The organism is Modestobacter sp. DSM 44400 (genome assembly GCF_900107175.1).
Classification (GTDB): domain Bacteria; phylum Actinomycetota; class Actinomycetes; order Mycobacteriales; family Geodermatophilaceae; genus Modestobacter.
Genome location: NZ_FNOZ01000005.1, coordinates 58,523 through 71,654, shown reverse-complemented (window position 1 = coordinate 71,654; position 13,132 = coordinate 58,523). Strand labels below are relative to the sequence as shown.

Genomic DNA, 13,132 nt, shown 5'->3' with positions numbered 1-13,132 from the left:
TGCGCAGCCGCACGGAGGAAGAGCCCATGTCCGCAAACCCTAGGGGTGCCGCCGTCCTGGGTCGAGGGGTTTTCGCCTCAGGAGGCGCGTCGCTCGGTGGACTGGCGCCTGGCCTCCTTGGCCTCCGCCTTGACGGCAAGCTTGGCCTGGTGGGCGGTGTAGCGCGCGCGGTCGCGTTCGCGGACGTCGGCGTTCTTGTCCCAGTTCTCCGCCTTCTTGGCCGCCCGCCGGCGGGACCGGTCCAGCTCGCGCTCCTCGAAGTCCGGGTGCCGGTCCCAGGAGTTGCCCAGGGACAGGACGACGACCCCGGTCGCACCGAAGATGCCCACCACCGAGCCCAGGATCGGATCGACCAGGAATGCCAGCACCGTGACGACCACCCACACGACCCCGGCGACGACGACCCGCTTCGACATGGCCACCAGTATCCGCCCGTCGCCTGTGCACGTCCGCCGGCCTCCCGCCGCGGGACGGCAGCGCGGACGGCGAGCAGGATGAGGCCATGTCCGATGCCTCCGGCCCTCCGTTCCGCGCCGACCACGTTGGCAGCCTGCTGCGCCCGAAGTCGCTGCTCGACGCGCGGGCCCGGTACGCCGCGGGGGAGATCGACGCGGCCGAGCTGCGGGGCACCGAGGACGAGGCGATCGCCGACGTGGTCCGCCTGCAGGGCGACGTGGGCCTGTCGACCGCGACCGACGGCGAGTTCCGCCGCGCGTCGTGGCACATGGACTTCATCTATGCGATCAACGGGATCAGCAAGGTGAAGGAGAACATCGAGGTCCACTTCAAGAACGCCAACAGCACGATCGACTTCACCCCGGCCGGGCTCCGGGTCGACGGTCCGTTGTCGATCGACGAACCGATCTTCGGTCCGGACTTCGGGTACCTGCAGAGCCAGGTCAGTGGCGCGCAGACGGCCAAGCTGACCATCCCGTCGCCGTCGATGGTCCACTACCGCGGCGGTGCGGCCGCGATCGACCCGGCCGTCTACCCGGACGAGGACTCCTTCTGGGATGCCCTCTCGGCGGCCTACCGCCAGCAGGTGCAGGCCATCGCGACGCAGGGCTGCCGATACCTGCAGCTGGACGACACCAGCCTGGCCTACCTCAACGACCCGGCGCAGCGCGCCGAGCTCGCCGGCCAGGGCCGGGATGCCGAGCACCAGCACGAGCGGTACATCCGCCAGATCAACGCCGCGCTCGCCGGGCGGCCGGCGGGGTTGACGGTCACCACGCACATGTGCCGCGGCAACTTCCGTTCCTCGTGGGTGGCCGAGGGCGGCTACGACTTCGTGGCCGAGGCGCTGTTCGGCGGGCTGGAGGTCGACGGGTTCTTCCTGGAGTTCGACGACGCCCGGTCGGGGACCTTCGAGCCGCTGCGCTTCGTGCCCCCGGGCAAGCGCGTCGTCCTGGGCCTGGTCACCACCAAGCGCCCGGACCTGGAGAGCAAGGACGACCTGAAGCGGCGCATCGACGAGGCGGCGGAACACGTGCCGATGGAGCAGTTGGCGCTGTCCCCGCAGTGCGGTTTCTCCTCCACTGTGGAAGGCAACTCGCTCACCCGGGAGGAGCAGAGCGCCAAACTGGCCCTCGTCGTGGAGACGGCGCAGGAGGTCTGGGGCTGAGTGCGAGGCTCGACCCAGCGAGGCTGGCAGTGTGCTGTGGTCCCCGGCGTGGCGCGGTCCGCCACGCCGAAGACCCTTGTGCGCAACCCTTTCGGTCCCTAGCGTCCTGTCCGCGGTTCAACCACAGGCCGCGATCGTGTGCCCACCCTGACGCACGGGCTGCCGGTTGACGCCGGCGGCACGACCCGCTGGAGGCGTCCATGACCGCTCTTCCCGTTGACGATCCTGCGCGCATCGACGTCCGGATCACCACCTCCGCCGAAGACTGTTCCGTCGCCGTGCACGGCGAGGTCGACTCCTCGACCGCCCCTGGCCTGCGCGACTGCCTGCTGGAGGTCCTGGAGCGCCCGGGTCTGTCCGGCGTCCGGGTCGACCTCTCCCAGGTCACCTTCCTGGACTCCGCCGGGCTGTCCGCGCTCGCCGTCGCCCATCGCGCAGCGGTCAGCGCCGGCCGCACGATGACGGTGCGGTGCGGCACGGCCCGCGCGGTCGTCCGGCCCCTGCAGATCACCGGCCTTTGGGACGTCTTCGCCGTCGTCGACGTCTGAGAAAGGCTCTCTCCTCCCCACCCCTCGCAGGCTCGGGGCGGGACCCGGGAGAGGGCCTTGGGGCCAGGATGGCCCGATGGACGCCGACGGAGCCGTGCCCCCGCAGTTGCACCCTGACCTCGCCGCCCTGCTCCCGCGGCTCACCTCCCTGATGACGCCACCGGCCCGCGAGGCCGGCCTGGCCGAGGCCCGCCGCCGGTTCAGCGCCCTGTTGTCCGCCGGGCTGGCCGGTGCCCCGGACGTCGAGACCGCCGACGTCGCCCTCGGCGAGGGGCTCACCGCCCGTACCTACCGCCCGGCCGATCCGCGCGGCGCGACCGTCGTGTTCCTGCACGGGGGCGGCTGGACCGTGGGCGGCGTCGAGGACTACGACGGGCTGGCCCGCCGGCTCGCCGACCGGCTGCCCGCCGTGGTCGTGTCCGTGGAGTACCGCCGCGCCCCCGAGCACCCGTTTCCGGCGGCGGTGGAGGACGCAGTCGCAGCCACCCGCTGGGCGCTGACGCACGCGGCCGAACTCGGCGGGGAACCGGGGCGGGTGGCGGTGGCCGGCGACAGCGGCGGCGGCAACCTGGCCGCGGTCGTCTGCCAGCTGCTGCGGAACGCGGCCGGCCCACAGCCGGCCGCGCAGCTGCTGCTCTACCCGAACGTCGCCCGCGGCGCCGCCCAGTCCTCGGTGCGGGAGTTCGGGCACCTCCCGTTCCTCACCCTGGCCGACATGGCCTGGTACACCCGCCAGTACGTGCCGCGGGGGACCGACCTGGCCGACCCGCGGATCTCACCCGCCGAGGGCGACGTCGCCGGCCTGCCGCCGGCGCTGGTGGTGACCGCCGGAGTGGACCCGCTGCACGACTCGGGTCGCGCCTACGCCGAGGCGATCCACGGCTCCGCCGGCCGCGTCGAGTGGGTGGACCTGCCCGGCATGCCGCACGGGTTCGCGCACCTGGTCGCGCTCGCTCCGGCCGCGGACGCCGCGCTGGCCGAGGTGCTCGCCCGCGCGTCGCAGCTGCTGCACGGGCACCCGGCCGGCTGAGGCCGTCGGGCTCAGCTCGACGGGTCGCGGTCGGGATAGCGGGCGCGGGCCAGCGCGTAGACGCCGAAGGCGGCGAAGCCGACGGCGACGGCGGTGAGCAGCCACTGCCCGGTCGGGATGGCGCCGATCGCGTTCATCGCCCCGTCCAGCCCGGTCGCCGTCGACACGTCCCGGGTCGCCGCGGCGTAGACCAGCAACCCGCCGGTGACCACGAACGCGATGCCCTTGGCCAGGTAGCCGACCTGCCCGATCCGCTGGATGACCGGCTCGTAGCGGTCCGGCGCGGCGTCCAGGTCGATGTCCTTGAGGAAGCCGCCGGTCACTCCCCGGGCCAGCTCATAGATCCCGACGGCGACCACCCCGACCGCCACCGCGCCGATCAGCCAGGAGCCGCCGGGGATCTCCAGCACGTCGTCGGTGAGCGTGCTGAAGCGGCGGCCGGCGTCGTAACCGGCGCCGACCGCGAACACCAGCGTGGTGATGCCCACGGCGGCGTAGGCCACGCCCTTCAGCAGGCACTTCGTGCACACGTACGCCACCCGCCACCGGTGGTCGGCGCTGAGCAGCCCGGTCCACCAGCGCAGCACCTCGGTGGCCTGCCACAGCGCCAGGCACAGCAGGCCGAAGCCGAGCACCCACAACAGGGCCTGCCCGCCGGGCGCTGCCGCGATGGTGCCCAGCGCACCGCCCTGGTCGGCGTCGATCTCGGCGGAATGTCCGGACCAGGCCAGCTGTGCGGCCAGCCAGCCGATCAGCAGGTAGACCAGTCCGTAGGCGATGAGCCCGACCCGGGCGAGGTGGGTGAGCGCCGGCCGGTCGGTGATCGCCCGGGCGCGCGTGACCAGTTCCTGCGCCCGCTGCGTCAGCTCGCTCACCCGGTGAGCATGCCCGAGGACCGCACCCGCGCGCCGCGACCCGGCTCAGGTGCGCTGCGGGTAACGGGCGCGGAAGAAGCAGAAGACGCCGAACGCCGCGAAGCCCAATGCGACGAGAGTCAGCAGCCATCTGCCGAACGGCGCGTCCAGCAGGGTCCGCATGGCGCCGTCCAGGCCGCTGGCCTTGGCCGGGTCGAAGGTGATCGCCGCCCAGCCGATCAGACCGCCGACCAGCGCCAGGGCCACGCCCTTGGCCAGGTAGCCGACCTGGCCGAGCCGCTCGATCAGCCGGCGCTCACCGGGGGAGGCCTGCGCGGTGTCGATCTCCTCGAGGAAGCTGCTCTTCACCGCCTTGCGGACGTGGTGGACGCCGATGCCGATGATCACCAGTGCGGCGATGGCGACGAGCACCCGGCCGCCGGGCCAGTTCAGCACCCCCGACACCGTCTGCTGCTGCTGACCGGAGCTGGACTTCCCGCTGCCGCTGGCGAACCGGAGCGCGGTGACGGCGAGGAAGGCGAAGACGGCCGCCTTCGCGACGGCCTTGACGATCTTCGGAATCGCCTTCTTCCTGGCGTTCCCGGAAGAGCCCAGCTGCGCGCGGTACCGCAGCACCTCGGCCAGCTGCCAGACCGCCAGCGCGACCAACCCGATCGCCAGCACCCACAGCAGGCCCTGGCCGAAGGGCTTCTCGGCCAGGGTGGCCATCGCCCCGGACTGGTCGGCCGACCCACCACCGCCGCCCCAGGCCAGTTGCAGCGACAGCCAGGCCACCAACAGGTGGACGAGGCCGTACGCGAGCAGCCCGACCCGGGCCAGGGCCTCCAGGCCGTCGGAGTTGCCGGCCTGGTCGGCCGCCCGCGCGGTGCCGGACGTGGTCACGGTGCGTCCCTTCGATCGTCGACGCGTCCGGCGCCGGAGACGGTCCCCCCGTGGCGGCTCAGGGTGGCACAACGGGAGGTCCACCGCCTCTCCGGCGCTCGGCACGGAGCCAGGTCGCTCAGCTGACCGGGTGACGTGCGCGGGTGAAGCAGTAGACGCTGAACAGGCCGATCCCCGCGGCGACGCCAGTCAGCGCGCAGGCGCCCAGCGGCGCGTCGGCGATGGCCCGCACGGCGCCGTCCAGCCCGGTGGCCCGGCGGGGGGCGAAGGTGACGGCCGCCCAGCCGACGACCCCACCGACCAGCACGAAGGCCACGCCCTTGCCGAGAAAGCCGGCGCGGCACAGCTGGAGGGTCACCATGCGGGCCCGGGGCGACAGGCCCGCGAGGTCGAGTTCGTCGAGGAACGCCGTCCGCCAGCCCTTCTGCAGTTGATAGCCACCGATTCCCACGACCACGACCGCCACCGCGAGGACCAGCAGCTGGCCGCCGGGCAGTGCGAGCACGCCCCGGACCGACCGCTCCTCGTCCGAGCGTTCCTGTCCACCGGTCACCACCGCGCGCGCGGTGGTGACGGTCAGCCAGCCGTAGGCCACGGCGGTGCCCAGCGTCCGCGCCAGCAGCAGCCACGCCCGTCGCCGGTCCGGGCCCGTACCGGTGAGCGAGTGCCGGGACCGGAGCACCTCGACGGCCTGCCACAGCGCCAGGCCGGCGAGGCCGACGGCCAGAGACCCAGCACCCCCCGGCCTCCCGGGGATGCGGCCAGGACGGCGAGCGCACCCGCGGGGTCGGCGGTGGGCTCCTGGCCGGCGCCGCCCGAGCTCCAGGCCAGCTGCACGGTCAGCCAGGCGACCAGCAGGTGGACCACCCCGTAGCCGGCCAGTCCGACGGCGGCCAGCCGCCGCAGTGTCGTGCTGTGCGCCGCCTGCCGGGCGACGTCGGGCTCACCGGTCCGTGTCACTGCGCTCCTCCCGGGCGCGACCGCGGCCCGCGGTCAGCTTCACACGGGAGGAGGCACGGCGCCCGGCACGGGCCGGTGGGACACTGCCCCCGTGACGAACGCTGCGACCTCGAGCGCCCGGCTGAGCGCCGGCACCACGCCGGCCACCCCCGGGACCGCCCGGACGACGTGGCGGCGGATGGCGTTGTTGGGGCTGGTCCTGGTGGTGCTGGGCGTCATCGCACTGGTCCGGGACGACGGCGGCGACCGGGTGCTGCTGGCCGGGCTCGGCGTCGGGGCGGCGGTGCGCGGCGCGGATCTGCTCCGCGCCGCCCGCGCCGGTCGGCTGTCCCGAGCCGCGGCCACCTCTTGCGCGCTGGCCGCCTGGCTAGGCCTGGTCGCCGTCGCGGTGGCTCTGCTGTCGGGGACTGCGGCCGCCTGGGTGCTCACCGCCGTCCTCGTGCTCGCCATGCCCGCGCTGGTCCTCGGCGGCCGGCGCTCGGCGCCCGTGCTGGCCGGCGCCGCCGTCCTGGTCGCCGGCGCGGTGCTGCTCGGTGTGCTCGGCGGGACGGGCGCGCTGCTCGCCGTCGGCACCGCCGTGGTCGCCGTCGGGGTGACCGCGCTCGGGGGGGCGAACCTGCTGGGCGCGGTCGGCATGCGGCGCTTCGCCCGGCGGCCGGCTCCCGAGCCGGCGGCCGGCTGTGGCGGCTGCGCCTGCGGCGCGGGCGGGTGCGGCTCGTTGCGCTGATGCCCGGCCGGCGCTGCACCGGCTACGGATCGTACCGCCACTGACCCCACCGGGCCGGGGCTGACCGCGGCCCAGCCTCGATCGCAGTCAGCCCAGCTGCTCCACCAGGGCCCGCAGGTGCGCCGCGCCCGCGGCGTCGACGGACGTCCACACCGTGCCCTTCTCGCACACCGCGCCTGGCGGGCCCGGCGGGTGCGTCAGCGGTGGGAGACGTGGCTGGGCCGGCTGGTCGGCGGCGTGAGCGTGGGCACGGTGCCCGTGCCGGCCGGCAGCGTGGTCGACGTCGTCTCCCGGCACCGCGACTCCGATGGCGAGCTGCTCGAGCCGCGGGTGGCCGGCCGTGGAGGTGCTCAACGTTGTCCGGCCGACCGTCGCCGCCTGCCGGTTCGTCGCCTTCGCCGCCCACGCCCTGCACCGCTGGTCGGACTCCCACGAGCGGCTCCGCGTTGGCGACGAGGAGTTCGCCACCGCCTTCGCCCACGAGGTGCGCCGCTTCTACCCCTTCGCGCCCTTCATCGGCGGCCGGACGCCGCGCGAGGTGGACCGGGACGGCGAGGCGGTGCCCGCCGGGGCGACGGTGCTGCAGAACCTGTTCGGGCAGAACCACGACCCGGAGCTGCGGGAGGAGCCCTACGCCTTCCGCCCCGAGCGCTTCCTGGGCCGGTCGATCTGCGCCTGGGAGCTGGTGCCGCAGGGCGCCGGCGACCTCCGCACCGGGCACCGCTGCCCGGGGGAGGACATCACCGTGGCGCTGCTGTCGGCCCTTGCCGTCCGGCTGGCCTGGCTGGAGTACGTGCCGCCCGATCAGCACCTGTCGATCTCCCTGCGGCGCATCCCGGCGCGCTCGGCCAGCCGGGTTCTGCTGACCGGAGTTCGCCCCGGCCGAGCCTCGGTTGGGCGCACCGGACAGTGGAAACCGGACAGCGCCGTCCCGTAGGTTCACCGCATGGTCGTGTGCACACGGAACGACGTCCGTGTGAGCGGTGTCCCCGACGGGCGACCGATGGTCTTCGCCCACGGTTACGGCTGCGACCAGAACATGTGGCGCTTCGTCGTCTCCGACTTCGAGGTCGACCACCGGGTCGTCACCTTCGACCACGTCGGCTTCGGGCAGTCGGACCTGTCGGCGTACGACCCGGTCAAGTACAACTCGCTGCGCGGCTACGCCGCGGACGTCGTGGAGATGCTGCGCGAACTGGAACTCACCGATGTCGTCTTCGTGGGCCATTCAGTGAGCGCGATGATCGGCGTGCTCGCCTACCTGGAGGCGCCGGAGCGCTTCGGCGTCCTGGTGATGGTCGGCCCGAGCGCCCGCTACGTCGACGACGGCGACTACGCCGGGGGCTTCTCCCGGGAGCAGATCCGTGAACTGCTGGACAGCCTGGACGCCAACCAGCTGGGCTGGTCGGCCGCCATGGCCCCGGCGATCATGGGCAACCCCGACCGCCCCGAGCTCGCTGCCGAGCTCACGAACAGCTTCTGCCGCACCAGTCCCGACGTCGCCCGTCAGTTCGCCCGGGTCTCCTTCCTCTCCGACAACCGGGCCGACCTGCCCCGCGTGCAGGTGCCGACGCTGGTGCTGCAGTGTAGCCAGGACGTCATCGCCCCGGAGTCGGCCGGCCGCTACGTGCACGAGCACGTGCTGGGGAGCGCCTTCACCCAGCTCGCCGCCACCGGGCACTGCCCCAACCTGAGTGCGCCCGAGGAGACCGCCGCCGCCATCCGGGCGTTCCTGCAGTAGGCGCCGAGATGCCCGACGCGGAACGGCGGTCCGGGAGCGACGTCCGGGCGCAGCTGGACCAGCTGCTCGAGGACGACCCGGCAGACCTGTACGAGAACGCGCCCTGCGGCTACCTGTCCACGCTGCCCGACGGCAGGATCGTCAAGGTCAACCGGACGTTCTGCGCGTGGACCGGGCGCACGCCCGAGCAGCTCCTGCACACCCGGCTGCGCGACGTGCTCAGCGTCGGCGGGCAGGTCTTCCACGACACCCACCTGGCGCCGCTGCTGCGCATGCAGGGCGCGGTCCGCGAGGTGGCGCTGGACGTCGTCCGGGTCGACGGGTCGCTGCTGCCCTGCCTGGTGAACGCCGTCGAGTTGCGCGACGACACCGGGGCGCCGCTGATGGTGCGGGCGACGCTGTTCGAGGCCACCGCGCGGCGGCGTTACGAGCGGGACATCCTGGCCGCCCACCGGGCCGCCGAGGAGTCCGAGGCCCGGTCGCGCACGCTGCAGCAGGTGGTGTCCGAGCTCGCCCGGGCAACCACCGTCTCCGACGTCGCCACGGTCGTGGTCGAGCAGGCCCGGGGTGCGCTGCGGGCCCGCGGCGCCGCGCTGTGGCTGGTGACCGACCGCGCCGCGGGGGAAGCCGACCGCCCCAGCCTGGTGGTCGCGCGCAGCGACGGCCTGCCCGACGGGTTGCTGGCGGAACTGGCGACGGCCGCGGAGGGCCGGGTCGCGCTGGAGCTCGCCGAGGGGCTGCGCACGCTGGTCCTCGGCGACCGGCTGACCGCACAGCGGCCGCGGCTGGCCGCCGCGATGGCCGACGCCGGGCTGCATTCGCTGGTCGTCGTCCCGGTGTCGGCGGCCAGCCGGGCGCTGGGCGTGCTCGTGCTGGCCCTCGGCGAGGCCCGCGCCGGCGACCTGATCGACCTCGACCAGCCCGTGCCCGGTGAGCTGTCCGCCCGGGACGTCGACCTGCTGTGGACCCTGGGGCGGCAGGCCGGACAGGCGCTGGAACGGGCCCAGCTGCACGAGGAGACCGCCCGACAGGGCGAGCGCTCGGCCTTCCTGCTCGACGCGGCCCGGTTGCTGGCCGGCGCCGCCGGGGTGGAGGAGATGGTCGAGCGGCTGGCCGGCCTGGCCGTGTCTGGGCTGGCCGACGTCTGCATGATCGACCTGGTGACCGAGCACGGAGTCCGCCGGGTGGGCGCCCGGCACGCCGACCCGGCGCGCCAGCACCTGGTCGACGAGCTGCGGGAGTGGGCTCCGCCGGCCCGCGATCTGCCGTACCCGGCGCGGCAGGCGCTGAACCTGCGGCGCACCCAGTGGTTCCCGGTGATCGCCCCCGACTGGCTCGAGTCCGCCGTCCGCGACCCGCGTGAGCTGGCCGCCGTCCAGGGCCTGGAGCTGGCCAGCATCGTCGCGGTCCCGCTGGTCGCCGAGGGGCAGGCGCTGGGCGTGGTCACCCTCAGCGCGGACCGCCGCCGCGGCGGCTTCACCGCGGCGGACGTCGACGTCGCCGAGCAGCTGGCCGCCCAGCTGTCGCTGGTGATGGCCAAGGCGCAGCGCTACGAGTTCGAGTCACGCACCTCGCACACCCTGCAGGCCAACCTGCTGCCGCCGCCTCCGCCGGAGGTGCCCGGCATCGCCGTCGCAGTCCGGTACCTGGCGGCGACCCGCGGGGTCGAGGTGGGCGGCGACTTCTACGACGTCGCGCCGCTGCCCGGCGGGCAGGTGGCGATCGCCGTCGGCGACGTGGTGGGCCACGACATCACCGCCGCGGCGACGATGGGCCAACTGCGCAGCGTCTACCGGTCGCTGCTGGTCGAGAGCCCGGCGCCGAGCGCGGTCATCGACCGGCTGCAGGCCAGCTGGCCGCTGCTGGGGCTGCAGCGGTTGGCGACCGCGCTGTTCGCCACGCTGGACCTGACCTCCGGCCGGCTCCGGATCGCCTCGGCCGGGCACCCGCCACCGCTGCTGCTCACCGGCGGGCGGGCGGAGTACCTGCCTGTCCGGCCCAGCCCGATGCTCGGCGCCCCGCCGGCCCCCGCGCAGGAGTGGACCGGCGTGCTCCCGCCCGGCGCCACGCTGGTGCTCTTCACCGACGGGCTGGTGGAGAGCCGGGCCGACGACATCGACGCCGGGCTCGCCCGGCTGCGCGCCTCGGCGGTCCGGACGGCGACCAGCGACCCGGACGAGCTGTGCGACCGGCTGCTGTCGGACCTGGCCGGCAGCCACCGCGCCGACGACATCGCGCTGCTCGCGCTCACCCGCGCCCGTTGAGCTGCTCGGCTCAGACCTCGGTCAGACGCTGCAGCTCGACCGGCAACTCGCCGGGGTGCAGCACGGCCAGCCGCTGGGTCGCCCGGGTGAGCGCCACGTAGAGGTCGCTGTGCCCGCGGACGCCCTCGTCCAGCACCGCCTGCGGGTCGACCAGCAGCACCGAGTCGAACTCCAGCCCCTTGGCCTCCTGCGGGAGCAGCACGACCGGGCCCGCCGAGGAGTCCGCGGCCGGGCCGGACGACACCGACGGCAGCGTCTCGGCCAGGCAGGCGACGGAGTCGGCCAGCCGGCTGCGCGGGGTGAGGACGACGACGGTGCCGCCCTGGGCGGCCAGCTCCGCGGTGACCTGCGCCGTCCGGGTCAGCAGCTCGGCCTCGGCCACCCGCTCAGCGGTGGGGGGCACCCCGGTGCTGCGGACCGACCGCGGCGCCGAGGTGGTCGCGTCCGAGGCGGCCAGCACGTCCGCGGCGACCTCCATGATCTCGGCCGGCGTGCGGTAGTTGACCGTCAACTCGGCCAGCCGCCACCGCTCCCCGACGTGCGGCCGGAGCACGTCGCCCCAGCTGGTGGCGCCGGCCAGGCTGCCGGTCTGGGCCAGGTCGCCGACGACGGTCATGGACCGGGTCGGGCACTTGCGGGCCAGCAGTCGCCAGGCCATCGCCGACAGCTCCTGGGCCTCGTCGACAACCACGTGCCCGAAGGTCCAGGTGCGGTCGGCCGCGGCCCGCTCGGCTGCCGTCCGGTAGTCGGCGACGGCCTCCCGCTCGGCCAGCGAGGAGGCGTCGAGCAGGTCACCGGCGGTGAGCTCCTCGCCGTCGGAGTCGTCGTCGAGGTCGGTGGACCGCGAGCCGTGCAGCAGGTCCAGGGTCTCCTGGGCGTAGGCGCGCTCGCGGCGCAGCCGACGCTGCTCGCGGGCCCGCTCGGCGGAGTCGTCGGTGCCGAGCAGCTCGTCGGCCTCCTCCAGCAGCGGAACGTCGGCCGGCGTCCACTCCACGGAGTTCCCCAGGAGTGGCGCCGGTCGCTCCAGCAGCGCGCGGTCGGCGTCGTCCAAGCCGCGGGTGGCGGCGCGGATGCGGGCGGGGGAGGCGTACAGCTCGGTGAGCAACTGCTCCGGGGTGAGCTCGGGCCACAGCTCGTCGACCAGCTCCCGGACTGCGGGTTCGGCCGCGACCTCGGCGCGGAGCGACCGCCGGTCCTCGGCGTCGAGGAGCTCGCCGGTGTCCCGCACCGCGGAGCTGAGGTGGTCGGCGTACCGGTCCGCGATCAGCTCCACCAGGGCGCGAGCGAAGGCCGGCCGGCCGAGGTTGTGCTGCCGGGAGGCCCGCCGCCCCGCCGTCCGGACGCGGGTCAGGTCGGTGGGACGCAGCGTGATCACCTCCCGGTCGACCACGACCTCGCGGACACCGCGCGGAACGGTCTGCCGGGCCCTGACCGCGGCGGCGAGCACGCCGGCCATCGTCAGCCGGCCCTTGACCTCGGCGACCTCGGGTGCCTCGTCGGCGCGAGCGTCCAGTCCCGGCCGCAGCTGGCCGAGGCCGGCGAGCAGAACGCCGGTCTCCCCGAGCGCGGGCAGCACATCGGCGATGTAGCGCAGGAACGTCGGGGTGGGGCCGACGACGAGGAGCCCGCTGCGGGCCAGCCGTTCGCGGTGGGTGTAGAGCAGGAACGCCGCGCGGTGCAGCGCGACGGCGGTCTTGCCGGTGCCCGGGCCGCCCTGCACCACCAGCACGCCCTGGGCGTCGCTGCGGATGACCTCGTCCTGCTCGGCCTGGATGGTCCGCACGATGTCGGTCATCCGGCCGGTGCGGTCGGCGGTCAGCGCCCGGAGCAGCGCCGCCTCGCCGGTCAGGCTGGAGGTACTGGTCTCGTCGGCGTCGGCCAGGTCGAGGACCTCGTCGTCGACGCCGGTCACCCGCCGGCCGAGGGTGCGGATGTGCCGGCGGCGCAGCACGCCGTCCGGGCGGAACGCGGTGGCCGTGTAGAACGGCCGGGACGCCGGGGCCCGCCAGTCGATCAGCGCCGGGTCACCCGCCGGGTCGTCGGCGGGCAGGCCGGTGCGCCCGACATAGAGCGGCTCGGGTCGCTCGGTGCGGTCCAGCCGACCGATGACCAGGCCCGGGTCGGCGGCGTCCAGCGCGGTGATCCGCTCGGTGTGGAAGCGGACGATCGCCTCCCGCTCGCCGAGGGACTGCGGGTTGCCCGCAGACGGGCCCGAGATGGCCTGCTTCAGGCGGGTGACCGAAAGGGCCCGGGCGTCGTCCAGCCGCCGGTAGAGGCCGGTGACGTGCACCTGCTCGTCGGCCAGGCGCGGGTCGGGGGCGGGCTCGGCGGCGGGCACAGAACTCGACAACTGCTGCTGCTCCCTGGGTGGGTGTCCACTGGTGCCCTCCTCGCGGGACTGCTCGAGGGCAGCGGGCACGGCAGCGTGCCACGGAGGCGGAGCTCCAGTGTCGTCCCCCTGCTCCGGCGGCCGCCGTCGGG

The 13,132-nt window shown here is 74.6% G+C and carries 14 protein-coding genes; 7 read left to right on the top strand and 7 right to left on the bottom strand.

What is annotated here, in order from left to right:
• Positions 1-77: 77 nt before the first annotated feature.
• The gene (locus BLW04_RS05415; protein WP_139306741.1) at positions 78-416 is read right to left on the bottom strand and encodes a hypothetical protein; all 339 of its coding nucleotides are present in this window, start codon (positions 414-416) and stop codon (positions 78-80) included.
• A gap of 86 nt (positions 417-502) precedes the next feature.
• On the opposite strand from BLW04_RS05415, the gene BLW04_RS05410 reads away from it, so the two are divergent.
• From BLW04_RS05410 to BLW04_RS05400, 3 genes are all read left to right on the top strand, one after another.
• On the top strand, positions 503-1,624 hold the full coding sequence (locus tag BLW04_RS05410; protein WP_091537759.1) for a 5-methyltetrahydropteroyltriglutamate--homocysteine S-methyltransferase: 1,122 nt from the start codon (positions 503-505) through the stop codon (positions 1,622-1,624).
• 200 nt (positions 1,625-1,824) lie between these two features.
• Entirely contained in the window at positions 1,825-2,172 is a 348-nt protein-coding gene (locus BLW04_RS05405; protein WP_091537758.1) for an STAS domain-containing protein, read from the top strand.
• Positions 2,173-2,248: 76 nt separating this feature from the next.
• The gene (locus BLW04_RS05400; RefSeq protein WP_091537757.1) at positions 2,249-3,202 is read left to right on the top strand and encodes an alpha/beta hydrolase; all 954 of its coding nucleotides are present in this window, start codon (positions 2,249-2,251) and stop codon (positions 3,200-3,202) included.
• 11 nt (positions 3,203-3,213) lie between these two features.
• On the opposite strand, the gene BLW04_RS05395 is transcribed toward BLW04_RS05400, so the two are convergent.
• The 4 genes from BLW04_RS05395 to BLW04_RS29475 all read right to left on the bottom strand — a co-directional run bounded on the left by BLW04_RS05395 (position 3,214) and on the right by BLW04_RS29475 (position 5,919).
• Positions 3,214-4,077 (bottom strand): DUF1206 domain-containing protein, encoded by an 864-nt coding sequence (locus tag BLW04_RS05395; protein WP_091537756.1) that lies wholly within the window; start codon positions 4,075-4,077, stop codon positions 3,214-3,216.
• Between the two features lie 45 nt (positions 4,078-4,122).
• Positions 4,123-4,959 carry a DUF1206 domain-containing protein gene (locus tag BLW04_RS05390; RefSeq protein ID WP_091537755.1) on the bottom strand — a complete coding sequence of 279 codons (837 nt, stop codon included), beginning with the start codon at positions 4,957-4,959 and terminating at the stop codon, positions 4,123-4,125.
• Between the two features lie 118 nt (positions 4,960-5,077).
• A complete protein-coding gene (locus BLW04_RS05385) occupies positions 5,078-5,641 on the bottom strand; it encodes a DUF1206 domain-containing protein (RefSeq protein ID WP_091537754.1) in 564 nt (187 codons plus the stop codon).
• Positions 5,536-5,919 (bottom strand): DUF1206 domain-containing protein, encoded by a 384-nt coding sequence (locus BLW04_RS29475; protein ID WP_091537753.1) that lies wholly within the window; start codon positions 5,917-5,919, stop codon positions 5,536-5,538. Before BLW04_RS29475 ends, BLW04_RS05385 begins: the two co-directional genes overlap by 106 nt.
• A 91-nt stretch (positions 5,920-6,010) precedes the next feature.
• Here BLW04_RS29475 and BLW04_RS05375 point away from each other — a divergent pair, with 91 nt between their 5' ends.
• Positions 6,011-6,646 (top strand): hypothetical protein, encoded by a 636-nt coding sequence (locus BLW04_RS05375; RefSeq protein WP_091537752.1) that lies wholly within the window; start codon positions 6,011-6,013, stop codon positions 6,644-6,646.
• An 87-nt stretch (positions 6,647-6,733) separates the two neighbouring features.
• On the opposite strand, the gene BLW04_RS28080 is transcribed toward BLW04_RS05375, so the two are convergent.
• Positions 6,734-7,000, bottom strand: a complete 267-nt coding sequence (locus BLW04_RS28080) for a hypothetical protein (protein WP_254781083.1) — start codon at positions 6,998-7,000, stop codon at positions 6,734-6,736.
• Between BLW04_RS28080 and BLW04_RS05370 the strand changes: the two genes are divergently transcribed.
• The 3 genes from BLW04_RS05370 to BLW04_RS05360 are packed head-to-tail and all read left to right on the top strand — an operon-like array spanning position 6,987 to position 10,651.
• Complete coding sequence (locus tag BLW04_RS05370) at positions 6,987-7,583, top strand: cytochrome P450 (RefSeq protein WP_254781082.1); 597 nt, start codon at positions 6,987-6,989, stop codon at positions 7,581-7,583. The genes BLW04_RS28080 and BLW04_RS05370 overlap by 14 nt on opposite strands.
• A 39-nt stretch (positions 7,584-7,622) precedes the next feature.
• Entirely contained in the window at positions 7,623-8,387 is a 765-nt protein-coding gene (locus tag BLW04_RS05365; protein WP_254781081.1) for an alpha/beta fold hydrolase, read from the top strand.
• Between the two features lie 8 nt (positions 8,388-8,395).
• Positions 8,396-10,651 carry a SpoIIE family protein phosphatase gene (locus BLW04_RS05360; protein WP_091537750.1) on the top strand — a complete coding sequence of 752 codons (2,256 nt, stop codon included), beginning with the start codon at positions 8,396-8,398 and terminating at the stop codon, positions 10,649-10,651.
• Positions 10,652-10,661: 10 nt separating this feature from the next.
• On the opposite strand, the gene BLW04_RS05355 is transcribed toward BLW04_RS05360, so the two are convergent.
• Positions 10,662-13,070, bottom strand: coding sequence for a HelD family protein (locus BLW04_RS05355; RefSeq protein WP_254781080.1), 2,409 nt, complete (start codon positions 13,068-13,070; stop codon positions 10,662-10,664).
• Positions 13,071-13,132 lie beyond the last annotated feature (62 nt).

Excerpts from the sequence above, each read along its gene's own strand:
- BLW04_RS05405 (WP_091537758.1), top strand. The coding sequence starts at position 1,825 with ATGACCGCTCTTCCCGTTGACGATCCTGCGCGCATCGACGTCCGGATC.
- BLW04_RS05360 (WP_091537750.1), top strand. The coding sequence starts at position 8,396 with ATGCCCGACGCGGAACGGCGGTCCGGGAGCGACGTCCGGGCGCAGCTG.
- BLW04_RS05415 (WP_139306741.1), bottom strand. The coding sequence starts at position 416 with ATGTCGAAGCGGGTCGTCGTCGCCGGGGTCGTGTGGGTGGTCGTCACG.
- BLW04_RS05410 (WP_091537759.1), top strand. The coding sequence starts at position 503 with ATGTCCGATGCCTCCGGCCCTCCGTTCCGCGCCGACCACGTTGGCAGC.
- BLW04_RS05400 (WP_091537757.1), top strand. The coding sequence starts at position 2,249 with ATGGACGCCGACGGAGCCGTGCCCCCGCAGTTGCACCCTGACCTCGCC.